15 protein-coding genes and 2 tRNA genes are annotated in these 18,537 nt (G+C 70.1%); 7 read left to right on the plus strand and 10 right to left on the minus strand.

All coding sequences use genetic code 11. The annotated features are described in order from the left end of the window. Window positions 1-66 precede the first annotated feature (66 nt). Complete coding sequence (locus tag BM342_RS08645; RefSeq protein WP_177232110.1) at window positions 67-3,000, plus strand: UPF0182 family membrane protein; 2,934 nt, start codon at window positions 67-69, stop codon at window positions 2,998-3,000. 142 nt (window positions 3,001-3,142) lie between these two features. Here BM342_RS08645 and BM342_RS08650 read toward each other — a convergent pair whose 3' ends face one another. After that, a complete protein-coding gene (locus tag BM342_RS08650; RefSeq protein ID WP_143109798.1) occupies window positions 3,143-4,540 on the minus strand; it encodes a glycoside hydrolase family 18 protein in 1,398 nt (465 codons plus the stop codon). 237 nt (window positions 4,541-4,777) lie between these two features. Between BM342_RS08650 and BM342_RS08655 the strand changes: the two genes are divergently transcribed. Continuing rightward, a tRNA-Met gene (locus tag BM342_RS08655) sits at window positions 4,778-4,851 on the plus strand. Window positions 4,852-4,976: 125 nt separating this feature from the next. Here the strand turns inward: BM342_RS08655 and BM342_RS08660 are convergent. Continuing rightward, window positions 4,977-6,506: a tetratricopeptide repeat protein gene (locus BM342_RS08660; protein ID WP_092964982.1), complete on the minus strand. Its 1,530-nt coding sequence runs from the start codon at window positions 6,504-6,506 to the stop codon at window positions 4,977-4,979. Between the two features lie 326 nt (window positions 6,507-6,832). Here BM342_RS08660 and BM342_RS08665 point away from each other — a divergent pair, with 326 nt between their 5' ends. Both BM342_RS08665 and BM342_RS08670 read left to right on the plus strand, forming a co-directional pair. Continuing rightward, window positions 6,833-7,279, plus strand: coding sequence for a hypothetical protein (locus BM342_RS08665; protein ID WP_092964983.1), 447 nt, complete (start codon window positions 6,833-6,835; stop codon window positions 7,277-7,279). A 157-nt stretch (window positions 7,280-7,436) separates the two neighbouring features. Further along, window positions 7,437-7,510 (plus strand) — tRNA-Met (locus BM342_RS08670). Between the two features lie 135 nt (window positions 7,511-7,645). On the opposite strand, the gene BM342_RS08675 is transcribed toward BM342_RS08670, so the two are convergent. Further along, the gene (locus BM342_RS08675) at window positions 7,646-8,266 is read right to left on the minus strand and encodes a TetR/AcrR family transcriptional regulator C-terminal domain-containing protein (protein WP_092964984.1); all 621 of its coding nucleotides are present in this window, start codon (window positions 8,264-8,266) and stop codon (window positions 7,646-7,648) included. A gap of 134 nt (window positions 8,267-8,400) precedes the next feature. Between BM342_RS08675 and BM342_RS08680 the strand changes: the two genes are divergently transcribed. Further along, a complete protein-coding gene (locus BM342_RS08680; RefSeq protein WP_143109799.1) occupies window positions 8,401-8,634 on the plus strand; it encodes a hypothetical protein in 234 nt (77 codons plus the stop codon). A 37-nt stretch (window positions 8,635-8,671) separates the two neighbouring features. On the opposite strand, the gene BM342_RS08685 is transcribed toward BM342_RS08680, so the two are convergent. After that, the gene (locus tag BM342_RS08685; RefSeq protein ID WP_092964986.1) at window positions 8,672-9,403 is read right to left on the minus strand and encodes an alpha/beta fold hydrolase; all 732 of its coding nucleotides are present in this window, start codon (window positions 9,401-9,403) and stop codon (window positions 8,672-8,674) included. Window positions 9,404-9,608: 205 nt separating this feature from the next. Here BM342_RS08685 and BM342_RS08690 point away from each other — a divergent pair, with 205 nt between their 5' ends. Then, the gene (locus tag BM342_RS08690; RefSeq protein ID WP_092964987.1) at window positions 9,609-11,132 is read left to right on the plus strand and encodes an MFS transporter; all 1,524 of its coding nucleotides are present in this window, start codon (window positions 9,609-9,611) and stop codon (window positions 11,130-11,132) included. 140 nt (window positions 11,133-11,272) lie between these two features. On the opposite strand, the gene BM342_RS08695 is transcribed toward BM342_RS08690, so the two are convergent. Continuing rightward, a complete protein-coding gene (locus BM342_RS08695) occupies window positions 11,273-12,646 on the minus strand; it encodes an MFS transporter (RefSeq protein WP_092964988.1) in 1,374 nt (457 codons plus the stop codon). Between the two features lie 146 nt (window positions 12,647-12,792). On the opposite strand from BM342_RS08695, the gene BM342_RS08700 reads away from it, so the two are divergent. Further along, entirely contained in the window at window positions 12,793-13,692 is a 900-nt protein-coding gene (locus BM342_RS08700; protein WP_369823119.1) for a LysR family transcriptional regulator, read from the plus strand. A 7-nt stretch (window positions 13,693-13,699) separates the two neighbouring features. On the opposite strand, the gene BM342_RS08705 is transcribed toward BM342_RS08700, so the two are convergent. The 5 genes from BM342_RS08705 to BM342_RS08725 form a co-directional block, all read right to left on the minus strand. Further along, window positions 13,700-14,146, minus strand: a complete 447-nt coding sequence (locus BM342_RS08705) for a GtrA family protein (protein ID WP_092964990.1) — start codon at window positions 14,144-14,146, stop codon at window positions 13,700-13,702. Window positions 14,147-14,148: 2 nt separating this feature from the next. After that, complete coding sequence (locus tag BM342_RS08710) at window positions 14,149-15,759, minus strand: glycosyltransferase family 39 protein (RefSeq protein ID WP_177232111.1); 1,611 nt, start codon at window positions 15,757-15,759, stop codon at window positions 14,149-14,151. A 190-nt stretch (window positions 15,760-15,949) separates the two neighbouring features. Further along, on the minus strand, window positions 15,950-16,369 hold the full coding sequence (locus BM342_RS08715; RefSeq protein ID WP_092964992.1) for a PepSY domain-containing protein: 420 nt from the start codon (window positions 16,367-16,369) through the stop codon (window positions 15,950-15,952). Window positions 16,370-16,446: 77 nt separating this feature from the next. Next, complete coding sequence (locus tag BM342_RS08720; protein WP_092964993.1) at window positions 16,447-17,802, minus strand: sensor histidine kinase; 1,356 nt, start codon at window positions 17,800-17,802, stop codon at window positions 16,447-16,449. After that, window positions 17,789-18,466, minus strand: coding sequence for a response regulator transcription factor (locus BM342_RS08725; protein ID WP_092964994.1), 678 nt, complete (start codon window positions 18,464-18,466; stop codon window positions 17,789-17,791). Before BM342_RS08725 ends, BM342_RS08720 begins: the two co-directional genes overlap by 14 nt. Between the last annotated feature and the right edge of the window lie 71 nt (window positions 18,467-18,537).

The following is an 18,537-nucleotide window of genomic DNA, read 5'->3' on the forward strand; positions in this document are numbered from 1 at the left end:
CCTTCTCCCGGCTGCGGAGCCCCGCGGCGAACGTAGGATGGAGATTCGATCCCGATCAGACCGAACATGAGGCCGAGAGTGACCGCTGCACAGCCGCAAGAACCGAGGATTTCGCGCCGCCGGGCGCCGATCGCCCTGACGATCGGGGTGTTGGCAGTGCTGGTGATCGCGTTCTTCGTGTTCACGGGCCTGTACGCCGACGTGCTCTGGTACGACCAGCTCGGGTTCCTCGAGGTGCTGACCACGCAGTGGGTCGCGCGTTCGGTGCTGTTCGTCATCGGGTTCCTCGCGATGGCGGTGCCGGTGTGGGCCTCGATCCAGATCGCATACCGCACTCGTCCCGTGTACGCGAAGTTCAACTCGCAGCTCGATCGCTATCAAGAGGTCTTCGAGCCGCTGCGCCGCCTCGCCATGTACGGCGTGCCGGTCGTGCTCGGCATCTTCGCGGGCGTCTCGACGTCGAGCCGCTGGGACCTCACGCTCACCTGGCTGAACCGCACGCCGTTCGGCCAGACCGACCCGCAGTTCGGGTTCGACGTCGGGTTCTACGTGTTCGAACTGCCGTTCTACCGCTCGATCATCGGGTTCGCATCGGCCGTCGTGCTGCTCTCGCTGCTGCTGGTCGCGGCGACCAACTACCTCTACGGGGCCATCCGCGTCAGCGGCCGCGAGGTCGTCATCTCGAAGTCGGCGCGCGTCCAGATCGCGATCACCGCCGGCCTCTACCTGCTCCTGCAGGGCGTCAGCATCTGGTTCGACCAGTACGCCACGGTGACCGAGACCGGTTCGCTCATCACGGGCGCCTCGTACACCGACGTGCACGCCGTGATCCCCGGGCGCCAGATCCTCGCCGTGGCGGCGGTCGGCGTGGCCATCCTCTTCATGGTCACCGCGATCATCGGCCGCTGGCGGCTGCCGCTCGTCGGCGTGGCGCTGCTCGTCGTCTCGAGCCTGCTCATCGGCTCCCTCTACCCGTGGGTGGTGCAGCGATTCCAGGTCGACCCGAGCCCCCGCACGCTCGAGGCCGAGTACATCCAGCGCAACATCGACCTCACACGCGACGCGTACGGCGTCTCGGACATCGAGGAGATCCCGTTCGAGGCGCAGACCACGGCCGAGCCCGGCGCGCTGCGCGCCGACGCCGAGACCACGGCCAACATCCGCCTCATGGACCCGCTCGTCATCAGCCCCGCGTTCCAGCAGCTCGAGCAGTTCCGCCAGTACTACCAGTTCCCCGACGCGCTCGACGTCGACCGCTACGAGATCGACGGCAAGACGCAGGACACGGTGGTCGCCGTGCGCGACCTGCGGGTCTCCGGCCTCGGCGACGCGGAGACCTGGTACAACTCGCACATCGTCTACACGCACGGCTACGGCCTCGTGGCGGCGGCGGGCAACCAGCGCTCGGCCGGCGGCCAGCCGGTGTTCGTGCAGTCCGGCATCCCGTCGACGGGCGCCCTCGGCGAATTCGAGCCGCGCGTCTACTTCGGCGAGACCTCGCCCGACTACTCGATCGTCGGCTCGCCCGAGGGCACCAAGCCCGTCGAGCTCGACTATCCTGCCGGCGGCGAGAACGACGAGCAGACGCAGACCACGTTCGATGGCGACGGCGGGCCGAAGCTCGACAACGTGTTCACCAAGCTCGTCTACGCGCTGAAGTTCCAGTCCGAGCAGATCTTCCTCTCCGACGCCGTGAACACCTCGTCGCAGATCCTCTACGACCGCGACCCGATCGAGCGCGTGCGCAAGGTGGCGCCCTACCTCACGACCGACTCCGACGCCTACCCGTCGGTCGTCGACGGTCGCGTGGTGTGGATCGTCGACGCGTACACCCTGACCGACCAGTACCCGTACTCGAACAAGGTCAGCATGAGCGAGGCCATCGCCGACAGCGAGAGCCTGCCGCAGACGCTCCCGTTCGACGAGGTCAACTACATCCGCAACTCGGTCAAGGCCACGGTCGACGCCTACGACGGATCGGTCACGCTCTACGCGTGGGACGACGAGGACCCGATCCTCAAGACCTGGCAGAAGGTCTTCCCGTCGACCATCAAGCCGATGAGCGAGATGTCGGGCGACCTGATGACCCACGTGCGCTACCCGGCCGACCTGTTCAAGATGCAGCGTGCCGTGCTCGGGCGATACCACGTGACCGACGCCGGCGCCTTCTACTCGCGTGAAGACGCGTGGACCACTCCGAAGGAGCCGACCGAGCCCGCCAACACGACGCTCCTGCAGCCGCCGTACTACCTGACGATGCAGATGCCGGGCCAAGACACGCCCTCGTACTCGCTCTACTCGACGTTCATCCCCGAAGCGAGCGGCGACCAGAGCCGCAACGTGCTCCGCGGATACCTCGCGGTCGACGCCGACGCCGGCAACACCGACGGCAAACGGGCGGGCGGCTACGGCAAGCTCAGGTTGCTGACCCTGCCCGAAGACGACAACGTGCCAGGTCCCGGCCAGGTGCAGGCGACGTTCAACTCCGATCCGACGGTGTCGCAGTCGCTGAACCTGCTGAAGCAGGGCCAGTCCGACGTGATCAACGGCAACCTGCTCACGGTGCCGGTCGGCGGCGGTCTGCTCTACGTGCAGCCGGTCTTCGTCAAGTCCACGGGCAACACGAGCTACCCGCTCCTGCAGAAGGTGCTCGTGGCGTTCGGCGACGACATCGCGTTCCAGGACACGCTCGACCTCGCACTCGACGTGCTGTTCGGCGGCGACTCCGGTGCGGATGCCGGTGACAACGCCGTCGATCCCGGCAACACCGGTGAGACCCCGACCGAAGGCGATGGATCCGGCGACGGCTCGACCGATGGCTCGACGGGCGGCAGCGGCGAGAGCGCCGAGATGCAGCAGCTGCTGCGGGATGCATCCGGATTCCTGAAGGCGAAGCAGGCGGCCCTCGCCGACGGCGACTGGGCGGCCTACGGCGCGGCCGACGCGCAGCTCGCCGAGACGATCGCGAAGATGCTGGCGCTCGCCGACGGCGGGCAGTAGCGAGCGGGCGTCCGGGGCTCGTCCTCGCGATCGACCCGAGAACGACCGATGGCCGGCAGGATACCTGCCGGCCATCGTCGTGCGTGCCCGCGTGCCGTGCATCTCGCGCCGGGAGCGATGGCGCGCGAGGCCGGCCGAACCGTCAGTCGAGCGGACCTTCGGGTCCGTCGCGGAGGGCATCGCCGAGCGAGTCGCCCAGTTCGTTGCGGTAGTCGCCCGAGAGGTCCCACCACATGGCGCCGCCGTATCCGGCCTGCGTCAGCCATTCGGCCTTCGCCGTCACCGATGCCGGGTCGTCGAGGCTCCACCAGTCGCCCGTCGAGGCGTCGTAGCGCCATGAGGCGCCGACCGTCGGGTCGAAGTAGGCGGTGCCGACTTCGCGCAGGTCGGAGTAGGGCTTCGTGCCGATCCACCCGGTGGCGCTCTGCCAGGCGTCGTCGCCGACCGTGACGCCGGTCCACCCGGTGCCGTAGGCCGCGAGACCGGCGTTCAGCTGCTCCGGTGCCGCCCCGGCGTTCAGGTACATGCCGACGGCGCCGTCGAGGCCGAGCCCCCAGTTCTCGGTACCGTCGGGGTGCAGGTTGCCCTGGTGTCCGGTCTTGTCGGGCACCCAGCCGCCGTGGAAGTCGTAGCCCTGCACGTTCAGGAAGTCGACCGACGCGAACAGGCGCGGGTCGAGCCATCCGCCCTGCCCGGCATTCCATCCGCCGGCGGGAGCGAACGCCGTGAGCAGGTAGTCCGACCGCGTCTTCTTGCCGTAGGCGTCGAGCTGGGCGCGGAACTCCTCCATGAGCGCGAGGAAGTTCTCCTTGTCGACGGACGGGTCGGGGCTCGAGCTCGGCACCTCGCCGCCGGTGACCGGCCACTCCCAGTCGATGTCGATGCCGTCGAAGATGCCTGCCGCGGCTCCCTTGCCGCCCTGCTTGCCGACGACGGGGAGGTTGCCCTTCAGGTACACGTCGATGCAGCTCGAGACGAGCTTCGCGCGGCTCTCGGGGGTCGCGGCGGCGGCGGAGAAGTTGTCGGACCAGGTCCAGCCGCCGAGCGAGACGAGGATCTTCGTGTCGGGGCTCTGCTCCTTCAGTTTGCGGAGTTGGTTGAAGTTGCCGGCGAGCTTCTGGTTCTTGGAGTCCTTCTTGCCGTCGACCGAGTCGCCGGCCGAGACGAGCCGCAGGTAGTCGTTCTGCGCGTCGCCCTCGCCCGGTGTGTTCGTGATCTCGCAGGTGAGGTTCGACGTCACGTTGCCGAAGGCGTAGTTGATGTGCGTGATGTCCTCGATGGCACCCGTCGTGAGGAGATCCTCGACCTGGTAGTCGCGGGTCACGGGGGAGTCCGCCATGAGGTAGCCGACGGCGCGGTACCCGTTGATGTCCTCGGGGCCGGCCGAGTGCGGATGCTTGCGATGGTCGCCGTGGTGGCCATGACCGCCCCGGTCGTCGCCACCTCCGTGCGCGAGGGCGGGGGAGACGGCGGATGCCGCGACGAGCGCGGTCGCGGCGGCGGCGATGGCCGCGGTTCTGATCAGGTGACGCTTCGGCATGTGAATCCTCATCGATCGGTGTGCCCGCACGGCACGACGCCGTGCGATTGCGGCGACGCTACCAACCGGGAGCACCGGTTTGGAAGGAGTCCTTACAATAACTGGGAGAACCGCAACGGAATCCGCCTCCTGCTGTCGGGCGTCCATAGCTGATGCACAGGTGCGTGCGTATGCTGCAACGCGTCGAGGCCTCGATTTGTGAGGTCAAAAGTCCCGTGCTAGGTTTATCTCTTGTGCCGCGGGGTGGAGCAGTTCGGTAGCTCGCTGGGCTCATAACCCAGAGGTCGTAGGTTCAAATCCTGCCCCCGCAACCGAAGCGGTATGCATATCGCACGAAAAGGCCGGGATCGAAGCAATTCGATCCCGGCCTTTTCGCTTGCGTCCGAGACTCTCGCGACGGCCGACCCGCGCCTGACGGGCCCGCCGGCATTCGCCGTCAGGCCTGCCCGATCTGCAGTCGGACGCCGTCGAGTGAGAGCGTGCAGTCGGCCTCGTCCGACGATGGGCGATCGACACGCAGGGTGTGGAGACGGTCGTCGATCACGAGCGGCAGGTCGACGGCGCCGCCCTGCGCGAGTTGCAGGAGCAGCGCTTCTCGCCCTCCGGTGAGGTGCGCGCTGTGTCGGCGGGTGTCGACCACCAGGGCCCACGCATGTGCGGCGGAGGTGATCGAGAAGGTCCGAGCCGTTCTCGTCCGTCGGGTCTGGTCGACCCGAACCGCGGGGAGCCAGTCCATCGCCCGTGCCGGAGCGCGCGCGACGGCATCTGCGACGGCGAACATCGGGCTTCTCGGCGCGGCGAGCACGAGCGGCACGACGAAGGCCGGGAACGAGACGGGCGACGGCGGAATCGATGCATCCGTCACGGCGTCTTGCGCGAGGGCTGACATCGCCGCCGTCCACGTGCCGTGCAGGATGAGCAGTTCGTCGAGGGTGAAGACGAGCGGCGAGAGATCGGCGAACGGCGTGTCCGGCTGGGTCCAGGTCGTGCGCTGCAGCGCGAACTCGTCGATCCGTGGTCGCAGCCACGCCGCGAATCGCGCTGCATCCGACAGCCAGTCCGTGGTGAAGATGATGCCGCAGATCGCCGCGAGTTCGCGCACGGTCGCCGCCGTTCGCGGCGTCGGCAGCGGCGTCTGGCGAGTCCACGAGAGGTAGGCGAGCAGACCCGGGTCGATCGGCACGGAGCGGGCGAGGGTCGCGTTCGCCTGCGCGGCGAGCGCGGTCGCCGCGCGCAGGTGGTGGTCGTGGAGCAGTTCACGCTGCGCCTGTGCGGCGAGGTAGTCGTCGAGCCGGTCGGTGAGGCCCAACAGCTCGCTGGGGGCGTGCACTCGGCCGAGCACCAGGCCCGTCCCGTGAAGGGCATCGATCGCGGCTCTGAAGTACCCGTCGTGGTCGGGTGCGCGCAGGTGGAGGGCGAGCGCGACCTCGGGGACCTCGCCGTGTGCGGCACGGAACTCGTCGAGCACCTGCACTGCCGACTCGGATGTCCCTGCGGCGTCCGCGAGGTCGGCCATGAGCAAGGCGGCGGTCGCAGCCACCGGCGTCTGCTCACCGACGCCGTAGCGCATGGCGCCGAGGAGTCCCTCGACGGTCGCCTGGGTGCGGCCGAGGCTGAAAGCCGCCAGAGCCTTCACGAGGTGCGCTGCGGCCAGGTACGGGTAGGTGGCGATGCTCTGCTCCGCATCCCGAAGGGCCTCCTCGTGCCAGCCGTTCGAGTAGGCGTGCTCGGCTCGATCGAGCAGCTCGTCGGCGGCGGTCCGGGTCGGTCGGCGGATCGCATCGAGGATGTCCTGGCTCGTGCCGTGGATTCGCTGCATCGACGCGGCGAGCGGCGCCAGGTCGAGCGTCAGCGGATCAGTCGTCGGAGCGCCGCCCCGAGCGAACATCGCGTCGAACAGGCGGTTGGCGCCCACCTGTGCGAACTCGGCGATCACGGTGTCGAGATAGTCCGCTTCGTCGGCCATGGCCGATCACCTCCGCGAGCAGTGCGGGATCGAGGCGCTCGGTCGATTCGGTCGACGTCGCAGGCCGGGCATCGAGAGGCCTCGGCCACACGCTACTCCCGAGCCGTCGTGCGCGGTACAGGGGCGCCCCTGACCCGTTCGTCGACCGTCCAGCGGATGCGGCGCGACGGAACCATCGGGCCTGCGCGGCGCCGGACGCCTCGGCGCCGGCACGCACCGCGTCGGGATCACGCGGCGAGCCGTCAGGAATCGAGAAGCGCGCGAGCGCTGGGCACCGTAGCGTGGGATCGAGATGGAGCGGAACCCACCGCACAACAGGAGGAATCATGAGCGACGTTCGGGACACCAAGACGGGGTTCAGCGATGAGGAGCGTGCGGCGATGCAGCAGCGCGCCGAGGAGATCCGCCAGACGAAGGGCCTGAAGGGCGCCGCGAAGCTTGCGAAGGAGGTCGAGGCGTGCGTCGCCGCGATCGACGGGCTCGAGGGCGTCGACAAGGAGATCGGCGTGCTCCTGAACCGGGTCGTGGCTGAAGTCGCACCCGATCTCTCGCCGAAGACGTTCTACGGCTTTCCGGCCTACGCCGCCGACGGCAAGGTCGTCGTGTTCTACCAGCCCGCCTCGAAGTTCGGCACCAGGTACGGCACGGTCAACTTCGACGAGACGGCCCGTCTCGACGACGGCGACTTCTGGCCGACGTCGTTCGCGGTGCTCTCGGCCGGACCCGAGATCGAGGCACGGCTTCGGGAGCTCGTCCAGCGCGCGATCGCCTGAGTCGCCCGGCGATCAGAAAGGCCTGGGGGTCCGACCTCCAAGCGCCGCTTGCCGTGCAGGATCCCTGCCCGAACCCCGGATGTGGTCGGAGGCACCTCGCGGAGCCCGTATACTGGACACAACGCAACAGCGTGCGACTTCGTTCCGGAGTCGCTGGCGCGGGGTGGAGCAGTTCGGTAGCTCGCTGGGCTCATAACCCAGAGGTCGCAGGTTCAAATCCTGTCCCCGCAACCGAAGAACGAGGCCGTGATCAGGGAGGCCTGATCACGGCCTCGTTCGTTTCCCGGCCCTCGTTCGTTCCTCGGCTCGTTCGCCGCCGGCGGCGCGCCGAGACGCCGAGCGAGCCGAGCCGAGCTGCGATTTCGGTCAGTTCGAGGCCGCTGCGCCCGCGATGACGACCCGCAGGCAGTCGTCGAAGAGGTCGTCGGGACTGCGGCCGTCGGCGAAGTAGTCGGTGATGCCGGCGATCAGCGTGGGGTGGGTCGCGGTGAACTCGGCGAGATCCCATCCTGCGAGCGCCGCCTCGTCGGGGCGGGGCGCCTGCTCTTCGAGCACGTAGCCGACGGTGAAGCGCTCGATCGTCAGGGTGACGACGCGCGCGTGCCGCAACGGGACGCCCGCGGCGACGAGCGTGCTCATGGCGAGTTCCGAGATAGCGTTCATCGCAGCCGAGAGCTGTGCCGACGACAGCACGCGGGCTCCGTCGGGGTGGGCGAGCAGCGCTCGGCGGAGTCCGGACGCGAGGTCGGCCAGCCAGTCCTGCCATGACTCGTCGGGTGATGGTCGTGACATCCGCTGCACGAGGTCGGCGAGGATCGCGTCGGCGATCGCGGTGACGAGGGCGGCCTTGTTGGGCACGTGCCAGTACAGCGTGGGGGACTGCACGCCGAGGCGGGCGGCGAGCTTGCGGGTGGTCACGCCGTCGAGGCCCTCGGCGTCGAGGAGGGCGACGGCCTCGGCGACGACCTGTTGCCGATCCAGTGCCATCGTTCCGCCCCTTCGGCTCAGCTCACCCGCCTGGCACTCTATCAGTGGTAGATTCTCTATCACCGGTAGAGAGCGGATGGCGCTGACGACCGGACAACGGAGAGGTGGAGGCCATGTCGAAGGATCACGCGGCGATGCAGACCCTGCACGAGGCGACGCATCGCATGCCGGGCGTTCCCGGGCATCAGGAGCGGCCAGAAGGGCACCAGGGCGCCACCCGTCACGGGCGTGCCATGCAGGGCGGTGCGCGCGCGACCCGCGGTGTTCGCCCGCATCACAGTCCGGCCGCGGTGAACGCCCGCCCGCCGCGCGTGCTGGTGGGCTGGCAGAACCGGATCGCCGGACTGTTCGCGCGCAAGGGCGACTGACCCGGCGGCCGCGCGGCGAAGGCGGTGCCCGTCGGACTCAGACCGAGTCGACTGCCGCGAGGATCGCGTCGACCGTCGTCTCGGGGTGCGACACCATCGAGACGTGCGAGGCGGCGACCTCCGAGATCGTCGAACCGGCGCGCCCTGCCATGCGGCGGAGCACATCGACCGGGATGACGAGGTCGTCGGTGCCGATGACCGCCCAGCTCGGGATCGACTTCCAGGCCGGCGGTCCCGATGGCGTGACGTTGGCCACGAGCGAGGCGGGTCGCTGGCTCGCGGCGATGGTCCAGCGGGTCGCCTCGTCGAGGTCCTGCGCGAACGAGGCGTGCACGACCTCGGGCTTGAGGAACACCTCGGCGGCGCCCTCGGGCGCACCGGGGTAGCCGGCGATGTCGAAGATGGTGGTCGGGTCGGCGACGCCGAGGGCCGAGGTCGAGCCGTCGAGCAGCTGGACGACCGTCTCGCCCTCGTCGGGCATGAACGCGTTCACGTAGACGAGTGCGCGCACGTCGCCCGCTGTTCCCGCGTTCGTGATCACGGCACCGCCGTACGAGTGCCCGACGAGCACGACCGGCCCGCTCGTGCGCTGCGCGAGGAACGACGCGACGTAGGCGCTGTCGTCGGTGAGCCCGCGCAGCAGGTTCGGTGGCACGAGCACCGTGAACCCCTGCGCCTGCAGGGCTCGCGTGACCGCGTCCCAGCTCGATCCGTCGGCCCACGCCCCGTGCACCAGCACGATGGTCGGCTTCGTCGCGGCATCCGTCATGGCATCCCCAATGCTCGTTGACTGCTCGTTCCCGGGGGCACCTTACGCCCGTGCGGCGTCGGCGCGCCAGCCTGTCGCGCGCGAATCCGTGGGCCGAGCCGTTCGGCGGGCCGTTCAGCGGCCAAACGGCGGATCGCTCGCGACGCGCGAATCGGCCACGGACGCCTCTGGCCCTGCCGCCCGAGGCAGTGATAGGAAGTTCCTCATGGGGGACACTTCGACTTCGGCGCCCGGGCAGACCGCGGCGCAGCGCGGCGCACAGGGCGCGCTCATCGCGACATCCGTCTCGGCGCTGGTGGTGAACGCGAACACCTCGGCGGTGTCGATCCTGATCCCGGCGATCTCGGCGGACACCGGCACGCCCACCGACACGCTCCAATGGGCCGTGACCGGCTACTCGCTCGTCGGCGCCGCGGTGATCGTGACGTCGGGCTCGCTCGGCGACGTCTTCGGCCGACGCAAGATCTTCCTCGGCGGCCTGTTCCTGTTCATCGCCTCGTGCGTGCTCATCGCGCTCTCGCAGGAGGGCATCGGAGTGATCGCCGGGCGCTGCATCCAGGGCGCGGCGGGCGCGACGATCCTCGCATGCGGCATGAGCCTGCTGTCGGCATCGAGCACGGGCAAGGCGCAGCTGCGAGCGGTCACGCTGTGGGGCGCGGCATCCGCCGTGGGTGCCGCAGCCGGTCCGCTCGTCGGCGGCCTGCTCGCCTCGACGCTCGGCTGGCAGGGGCTGTTCTGGATCGACGCGGCGATCGCGGCCGTGTGCATCCCGATCACGCTCGCGGCGGTGTCCGAGTCGAGCGACCCCACGAGGCCGCGGTCGATCGACTTCGCGGGCACCGTGCTCATCGCCGCGATCCTCGCCCCGCTCATCTTCGGGCTCACGAACGGCAGCGCGTGGGGCTGGGCTTCGGTGCAGACCCTCGGATGCTTCGCCATCACGATCCTCGCGACCGTCGGGTTCGTGCTCGTGGAACGTCGTGTCAAGGCGCCACTGCTGGATCTCGCCCTGCTGAAGAACAAGGTGCTCGTCGGCGCGACCCTGTCGATCCTGCTCGGCTCGGGAACGGTGAACGGCATCATGTACGTCGTCAGCCTCTACTTCCAGGACCCGGCGAGCCTCGACATGGACGCGTTCCAGGCCGGCCTCGCGACCCTCCCGGTCGCGGCGGCGGCGGTGGTGCTGGCGCCGCTGATCACGCCCATCGTGAGCCGGATCGGCGCACGCACGACCATCGCCGTCGGGTTCGTCCTCATGTCCGTGTCGTTCGCCGCGCTCGCATTCGTGCAGGAGACGTGGACGTACGCCCTGTTCGTGCTGCCCCTCATCGGCGTCGCCGCGGGCATGAGCCTGCAGAACGGCCCGTGCTCGTCGCTGTCGACCTCGTGCGTCGAGCCCCGCGAGGTGGGCGCGGCGTCAGGCGTGTCGAACATGGCACGCTACGTCGGTGCCGCGGTCATGACGGCCATCGTGGCCTCGGTCTACAGCTCGGTCTCGGCGACGCAGGTCGCCGACGGCGCCTCGCAGAGCGCTGCGCTCGCCCAGGCGTTCTCGTGGTCGTCGATCTCGATGGGCATCTGGTGCGTGCTCGGCATCGCCCTGGCGCTGCTGGTCGCACGTGGCGTCACGCGCAAGCCGGACGAGTTCGAGTACGCGGCGGCGGCGGCCTCGATGTCGCACACGCTGACCCCGCCGGCAGCGGTCGTGAGCGGCACGACGAAGGCGTAGGCGGCCGGGTGGCCGCGGCATCCGTTCGTTCTTCCGGTGTCGGACGTCGCCGAGCACGGGCATGACGAAGCCCGCGGCGTCGACCGGCGGAAACCGGATTCGTCGACGCCGCGGGCTGGGCGGGCAGGGTCAGGCTCGCGTCACGCGGGGTAGCGCTCCGCGTCGGCCGCGTCGACCGACTGGAGCGTGATGCCCTTCGTCTCGCGGAGGGTGAGCACCGTCACCGCCGTGATGGCGCAGGCGATCGCGACGTAGACGGCGACGGGGATCCACGATCCGGAGTTCTGCAGCAGCGCCACCGCGATGATCGGGGCGAGCGAGCCCGCGATGATCGACGTCACCTGATAGCCGAGCGAGACGCCCGAGTAGCGCATGCGCGTCGGGAACATCTCGCTCATCACGGCCGGCTGGCTCGCGTACATGAGGGCGTGGAAGCACAGGCCGACCGTGATCGCGAGCACGATGAGCACGGGGCTCGCGGTGTCGAAGAGCGGGAACGCGATCGGTGCCCAGATCGCGCCGAGCACGGCGCCCGCGAGGTAGACCGGCTTGCGCCCGACGCGGTCGGCGAGACGCCCGACCTGCGGGATCACCAGGAAGTGCACGACGTGCGCGATCATGAGCGCGAACAGCAGCTCGCTCGTCTGGTAGCCGACGACCGTCGACAGGTAGACGATCGAGAAGCTCACGATGATGTAGTACAGGATGTTCTCGGCGAACCGCAGGCCCATCGCCTGCAGGAGCTGCTTCGGGTAGCGGCGGATGACGGCGCCGACGCCGACGCTCGCGGCCTTGGCCTGCTCCTGCTCGGCCTTGGCCTCAAGGAAGATCGGTGCGTCGGTGACGTGCGTGCGGATGTAGTAGCCGATGATCACGATCACGGCCGAGAGCCAGAACGCGACGCGCCAGCCCCAGCTGAGGAACTGCTCGGTCGGCAGCACCCACGACATCGTGAACAGCACGAGCGTCGCGAGCAGGTTGCCGACGGGCACGGCCGACTGCGGCCAGCTCGCCCAGAAGCCGCGACTGCGGCTCGGGCTGTGCTCTGCGACGAGCAGCACCGCGCCGCCCCATTCGCCGCCGACGGCGAAGCCCTGGATGAAGCGCAGGGCGACGAGCAGGGCGGGCGCCCAGTAGCCGATGGAGTCGAACCCGGGCAGGCAGCCCATCAGGAAGGTCGCGACGCCGACGAGGATGATCGTGGCCTGCAGGGTGTGCTTGCGGCCGAGCCGGTCGCCGATCTGGCCGAAGACGATCCCGCCAAGTGGGCGCGCGACGAAGCCGACCGCATAGGTGAGGAACGCCGCGATGATGCCGTCGAGCTGCGTGCCCGCTGCGGGGAAGAAGAACGCGCCGAAGACGAGGGACGCCGCGGTGGCGTAGAGGAAGAACTCGTACCACTCGACCACGGTGCCCACCATCGACGCCGCGACGATCTTCTTGAGGCCCGAGATGGGGGTGCCCGCCTCCGTCGTGGGGGTCGGCGCCCCGGTGTCCTGCTGCTGAACGCTCATCGGCGTCGATCTCCTTCGGTGTCGTCATTGACCCGATCGCGCGATGCGCGATGCGTGCTCGCCTTCCGGCGGCTCAACGAGTGTCGCCCGGATGGTGTCGTGCATCAACGACCAACATCGCGACGGCGCTGTGCATAATTGCAGATGTGGCGAACCCGGACGATCTGCTCGTACTGCTCGCCGTCGCGCGCACGGGCCGCTTCACGACCGCCGCCGAGAGCCTCGGCCTCAACCACACGACGGTCTCGCGGCGCATCGCCAACCTCGAGCAGGCGCTCGGGGGCCATGTGCTCGCAAGGTCCGTCGGCGGATGGGAGCTCACCGAGCTCGGACGTCGCGCGATGCACGCAGCCGAGGCGGTCGAGCTCGCGCTCGGGCGACTCACCGCCGTCGCCGACGCGCCCGAGAACCAGCAGCTCTCCGGCATGGTGCGCATCTCGGCGACCGACGGCTTCAGCGCCCACATCGCCTCCCCGGCCGTCGCCGCACTGCGGAGAAGGCATCCCGGCATCACGGTCGAGATCGAGACGGTCACCCGGCGGGCGCGACAGCACCGGTCCGGCCTCGACATCGAGGTCGTCGTGGGCGAGCCGCAGGTGCACCGCGCGAGCGCGTTCCGTCTCGGCGAGTACGTCCTCGGCATGTACGCCTCGCGCGACTACCTCGCCGAGCACGGCGAACCGGCGAACGTCGAACAGTTGACGCGGCATCCGCTCGTCTACTTCGTGGACTCGATGCTGCTCGTCGACGACCTCGACGGGCCGCGCCGGCTCGTGCCGACCATGCGCGACTCGCTCTCGTCCACCAACGTGTTCGTGCACGTCGAGGCGACGCGGGCCGGCGCGGGCATCGGGTTCCTGCCGTGCTTCATGGCCGATCAGCACCCCGATCTCGTGCGACTCCTGCCCGGGCGGTTCGCCGAGCGCCTGCCGTACTGGATGGTGCTGCGGCCCGACTCCCTCCGACTCGCCGCCGTCGCGGCCGTGGCCGACGCGCTGCGGGAGCGGACGGCGGCGTATGAGCGGGAGCTGCTCGGGGCCGGGTGAGCGTCGGTCATCCGGCCGGCTCGGTGACTCGATCCGCTCCGAACACCCAGTTTCGGTAGAGCACGAACCTGAAGGCCGACCCGAGCGCCAGGCCCACGACGTTCGCCGCGAGGTTGTCGGCGAGCTGACTCGTCAGGTGCAGGCCGTAGTGGCTCAGCCAGAGGCATCCGACCGCGATCATCGAGCCTGCGACGCTCACGAGCGCGAACTCGAGCGACTCGCGGAGCCGATCGGGTCGGCCCTGGCCGCGGAAGGTCAGCGTGCGATTGCCGATCCAGTTGGCGAGGATCGCGACGGCCGACGAGAGCGTCTTCGCCAGCAGCACCCCGCCGTGCACGCCCGGATGCAGCACGGTCAGGGTCAGCAGGTTGAACAGGCCGACGTCGATGACGAGGCCCGCACCGCCGACTCCGATGAACGAGACGAGCTGACGGACCAGCCTGCGATCGAACATGCTCACTCCTCGACGAGTTCGTAGACGGTCGTGCGGTGCACGGGGATCGCGCGCCGCACGTCGTAGCCCATGGCGCCGATCTGCTCGAGCTCGGTGGTGTCCCGGCCCAGTTCGATCACCCAGATGTGTTCGGGTGCGCTTCGGGGCGGCGCGGATGTCGCGGCTGCCGTGGACGAGTCCGCAGGCCCGGCAGTCGCGGCAGCCGAGAGCGTGGGGCCGGTCGCCCGCGCTCGGAGCCAGGTGAGGTCGCCGACCGGTGCGACCCGATCCCACAGCCGGGACCGCTGCGCGTACGACTGTCGCAGCGCCACATCGTCGAGGCCCGCGAATGCCGAGGGGTAGAGATCGAGGGCGAGCCGCGGTCGGCGCGAGGGCTTCGTCGTCGCGTCGAAGACGATGCCGTCGCCGGGGGCGGCGTTCGCCAGGATCGTGGACGCGAGCTGGCGGAGGTCGGAACCGCCGTCCTTGGCGAACGCGGTGCGCTGGGCGATGAAGCCGGGCACGGCCACGGCGACGAGCGCTGCGAGCCCGACCGCGGGCATCCATCTGCTCGCGCGAGGCAGCGGAACCATGCGCGGGATGCCCAGCAGCCCGAGCGCGATGAGCATCGCGACCGCCGGCGCCGAGAACGCCGGGTACCGCAGGTTGTACATGGGGGTCAGCCAGGCGTTGCCGGCGAGGAGCGCGAGCGTCGGCACCGCCGCCCACGCGACGATGATCGCGGTCGCCCGGCGTCGCGCGGGGTCGCGCGCCCCGGCGAACACGGCGACCAGCATGAGCGCCCACGCCGGTACGGCGAGCCAGAGGCTCCCGCCGAACCACTGACCGGCGACCACCGAATCGACCTCGGCGTACCGACGATGCGCGAGGAACGCGATCTGCTGCCGCTGCGAGAGGCAGAGCGCGATGAACGGCGACGCGAGGGCGAGCGCGACGCCGCTCGCGGCCATCCACCGCATGATGATCGCGCGGCCGGGGCGCAACAGGGCCACCAGGGCGAGCTGCACCGGCCAGAGCAGCACGAGGTACACGAACAGGTGGATGCCGGCCGCGAACGCGAACACGAACGCCGCCCACGGGAGGAGACGGCGCTCGCCACGTCGCACCAGGGCGAGCAGCAGCACCAGGATCCAGACCGAGGCTGCCATGACGAAGGCATACGATCGCGCCTCGATGCCGTAGCGCGTCACCACGGGCAGCACGGCGAAGACGAGGCCCGCGAGGATCCCGGCCCGACGCCCGACCAACCGCTCGGCGAGCACCACGGTGCCCGCTGCCGCGAAGCCGATCGCGATCGCGCTCGGTGCCCGCGTCGCGAACTCGCCTGTGCCGAACAGGCCGATCCAACCGTGCAGGAACAGGTAGTACAGCCCGTGCACCGCGTCGATGTGCGCCAGCAGCCCGAGCAGGCTCGGGATCGAGCGCTGCGCCGAGAGCACGCTCGCCGCTTCGTCGCCCCAGTACGAGGGGACACCTGCTGCGATCGACGCGAGCGCAGCGGCGAGGAGCCCGATGACCGCCGGAGACATCCGCCCGGCAAGATCTCGGCCGCGCGCACGTGGCGGCACCCGAGCGACCGCGGTCGCGTTCGGAGCAACGGTCGTGTCCGTCATCCCGTCCCCAATCGACGGGGAGAGCCTCGGAGGCGGCGCTGGATGGCGCCACGGAACCGGGCTCGCCGATTCTGAGAATCCGTACATGGTCCGTCCACCGGACCGACGGGGCCGGCGGAGGCGCGCAGAAGCCGCCGGGTGGGGGCACCCGGCGGCTTCCGTCCTCTGGGTCAGGACATCTCCAGGGCGATCAGTCGGCGGTCTCGCCGTCGCCGTCGCCCTGCGGGCCCTCGTTCTGCTGGGTGCCGTCGTCGGCGGTCTCGCCGTCTCCGTCTCCCTGCTCGGTGTCGCCGGTGTTGGGGCTGACGTCGACGACGGTGAAGTTCGAGTCCAGCCTCACGTCGACCGAGCCGCCGGCGTCGAGCTGCAGTTCGATCTCGTACGCCGCCTCGTCGCCGCCGGCCTCGGACTCCGTGACCGTTCCGGCGCCGGCCGCCGCGACCGCCGCGGCCGTCGCCTGTTCGAGCGCCGTTCCGGTGATGGCCGTCGAGGAGTCCTCGTGCCCGCCGTCACCTCCGCCGGCCGAGCTCGCGAACGCCGCGACGGTGCCTCCCGCGACGAGCAGCGCTCCGGCCGCCGCCGCCGTGATTCCGATCAGTCGTTTCCTCATGGGCGCGATTCCTTTCGTCGTGAGCCTTCAGCATCCGTCGCGGCCGCTGAAGCGACACTGAAGTCGGGCCCGGAGCTTCATGGGTGCGATGGATGCGCGCCCGTCGGCAGCTCGACGATCGCGAGTGCGCCGCCGAGCCCGGGAGCCCCTTCGATCCGGACGGTGCCCCCGTGAGCCCTCGTGATCTCCTCCACGATCGCCAGGCCCAGGCCGCTCCCGCCGTCGTTCCGTGCTCGCGCGCGGTCGAGCCGGACGAACCGCTCGAACACGCGCCGACGCTCCTCCGTCGGGATGCCGGGGCCGTCGTCGGCGACCGTCAGCACGGCGGCATCGGCCGTGGTGCGGCTGGCGAGGGCGATCCGGGACCTCGCGTGCCCGGCCGCGTTGTCGACGAGGTTGCGCACGACCTGGCTCAGCAGCCGGATGTCGCCGCGCACGCGCGTCGCCGTCACCCCGTCGGTGTCGACCTCGAGCGACGTGAGGCTGCGGACCCGGCGCGCCTCATCGAACAGGAGGTCGTCGAGGTCGACGTCATGGTCGACGGGGTGCAGTGCCGACTCGTCGGCCCGGGCGAGCAGGAGCATGCCCTGCACGAGCGATTCGAGTCGTGCGCCCTCGTCGAGCACCGTCTCGGTCAGCTCGTCGGCGTCGAACCGATCCGGGTGGGCGCGGGCGAGCTCCGCCTGCTGGCGCAGCACGGCGAGCGGGGACTTCAGTTCGTGCGAGGCATCCGAGATGAATCGGCGTTGCGACGCCTGGGCGAGGTCGAGCCTCGCGAGCATGTCGTTCAGCGTGCGGGCCAGCCGATCGATCTCGTCGTCGGTGCCCGGCTCGGCGACGCGTCGGTTCAGCGTCGTCGAGTTCACGTCGCCGACCTGGCGGCGCAGCCGCTCCACCGGGGCGAGCGCTCGTCCGGCGGCGATCCACGTCACCACGCCGACGAGGGCGACCAGCACGGGCACGCCGACGGCGAGCGCGATCACCACGGCGGTCACGGTTCGGTCGGCGGCGGCGATGCTCCGCCCGGCGATGACCGAGACCCCGGCGTCGGCGTGCTCGACCGCGATGACGTACTCGTCGCCGTCGATCCGCACGCCGGGTGCAGGTCGCTCGACGTCGGTCACCGGCGTCGTCGGGGCTCCCTCGCTGCGCGCGATGACGACGCCATCGGCATCGACCACCTGCAGGAGCCGATCGTCGTCGAGCTCGCCGAGCCCTGACGCCCCGGTCTCCTCGATCTGCGACGACACCGCGGAGGCGTCCTGTGCGGCGCCCTCCCGCAGCCCGTCGTACAACGACACCCGGATCACCGCCCAGAGCGCGACGGCGCCCGTCACGAGTGCGACGGCCACGACGGCGGTGGCGACGACGGTGACGCGGACGCGGACCCCGGGGCGACGTCTGCGAGGCGACGAAGGTTCAGTCGAGGTCATCGCGCAGCCTGTACCCGGCCCCGCGCAACGTCTCGATGCTCGCGCGGCCGAACGGCCGGTCGATCCGGTTGCGCAGATGGCCGATGTAGACCTCCACGATGTTCGGATCCCCGTCGAAGCCGAAGTCCCAGACCCCGTCGAGGATCGCGCGCTTGCCCACGACCTGCCCGGCGCGGTGCAGCAGGAACTCGAGCACCGCGAACTCGCGTGCCGTGAGCTCGATCGGTCGGCCGGCGCGCTCGACGCGCCGCGTCGCGGGGTCCAGCGACAGGTCGCCCACACGCAGCACGGCCGGGCGAGGCGTGCTGCCTCGGCGGATCAGCGCGCGGATCCTCGCGACCAGCACGGCGAACGCGTAGGGCTTCGCGAGGTAGTCGTCGGCGCCCGTCTCGAGGGCGTCGACCTCGTCGTGGATGCCGTCCTTCGCCGTGAGGATCAGCACCGGCGTCCAGTCGGACTGCTCGCGGAGGCGACGGCAGATCTCGTCCCCGGACAGGCCGGGGAGCATCAGGTCGAGCAGGATCGCCGCATAGGGCTGCTGCTCGGCCAACCACAGCCCGTCGACGCCGTTCGACGCGACGTCGACGGCGAAGCCCTCGGCCTCGAGACCGCGCTTCATGCCGTCGGCCAGGCGAACCTCGTCCTCGACGATCAGCAGCCGCATCGGACGCCACCTCCACTGATGCCAGCGTGGGCATTCCGGCTGAACGCACCCTGAACGGCGCGAGGCGGCGG

This window comes from Agromyces sp. CF514, from assembly GCF_900113185.1.
Taxonomy (GTDB): Bacteria; Actinomycetota; Actinomycetes; order Actinomycetales; family Microbacteriaceae; genus Agromyces.

What these genes read in the sequence shown, in the direction of transcription:
- BM342_RS08645 (WP_177232110.1), top strand. Translation starts at nt 67, where the DNA reads ATGAGGCCGAGAGTGACCGCTGCACAGCCGCAAGAACCGAGGATTTCG.
- BM342_RS08650 (WP_143109798.1), bottom strand. Translation starts at nt 4,540, where the DNA reads ATGCCGAAGCGTCACCTGATCAGAACCGCGGCCATCGCCGCCGCCGCG.
- BM342_RS08660 (WP_092964982.1), bottom strand. Translation starts at nt 6,506, where the DNA reads ATGGCCGACGAAGCGGACTATCTCGACACCGTGATCGCCGAGTTCGCA.
- BM342_RS08665 (WP_092964983.1), top strand. Translation starts at nt 6,833, where the DNA reads ATGAGCGACGTTCGGGACACCAAGACGGGGTTCAGCGATGAGGAGCGT.
- BM342_RS08675 (WP_092964984.1), bottom strand. Translation starts at nt 8,266, where the DNA reads ATGGCACTGGATCGGCAACAGGTCGTCGCCGAGGCCGTCGCCCTCCTC.
- BM342_RS08680 (WP_143109799.1), top strand. Translation starts at nt 8,401, where the DNA reads ATGCAGACCCTGCACGAGGCGACGCATCGCATGCCGGGCGTTCCCGGG.
- BM342_RS08685 (WP_092964986.1), bottom strand. Translation starts at nt 9,403, where the DNA reads ATGACGGATGCCGCGACGAAGCCGACCATCGTGCTGGTGCACGGGGCG.
- BM342_RS08690 (WP_092964987.1), top strand. Translation starts at nt 9,609, where the DNA reads ATGGGGGACACTTCGACTTCGGCGCCCGGGCAGACCGCGGCGCAGCGC.
- BM342_RS08695 (WP_092964988.1), bottom strand. Translation starts at nt 12,646, where the DNA reads ATGAGCGTTCAGCAGCAGGACACCGGGGCGCCGACCCCCACGACGGAG.
- BM342_RS08705 (WP_092964990.1), bottom strand. Translation starts at nt 14,146, where the DNA reads ATGTTCGATCGCAGGCTGGTCCGTCAGCTCGTCTCGTTCATCGGAGTC.
- BM342_RS08710 (WP_177232111.1), bottom strand. Translation starts at nt 15,759, where the DNA reads ATGACGGACACGACCGTTGCTCCGAACGCGACCGCGGTCGCTCGGGTG.
- BM342_RS08715 (WP_092964992.1), bottom strand. Translation starts at nt 16,369, where the DNA reads ATGAGGAAACGACTGATCGGAATCACGGCGGCGGCGGCCGGAGCGCTG.
- BM342_RS08720 (WP_092964993.1), bottom strand. Translation starts at nt 17,802, where the DNA reads ATGACCTCGACTGAACCTTCGTCGCCTCGCAGACGTCGCCCCGGGGTC.
- BM342_RS08725 (WP_092964994.1), bottom strand. Translation starts at nt 18,466, where the DNA reads ATGCGGCTGCTGATCGTCGAGGACGAGGTTCGCCTGGCCGACGGCATG.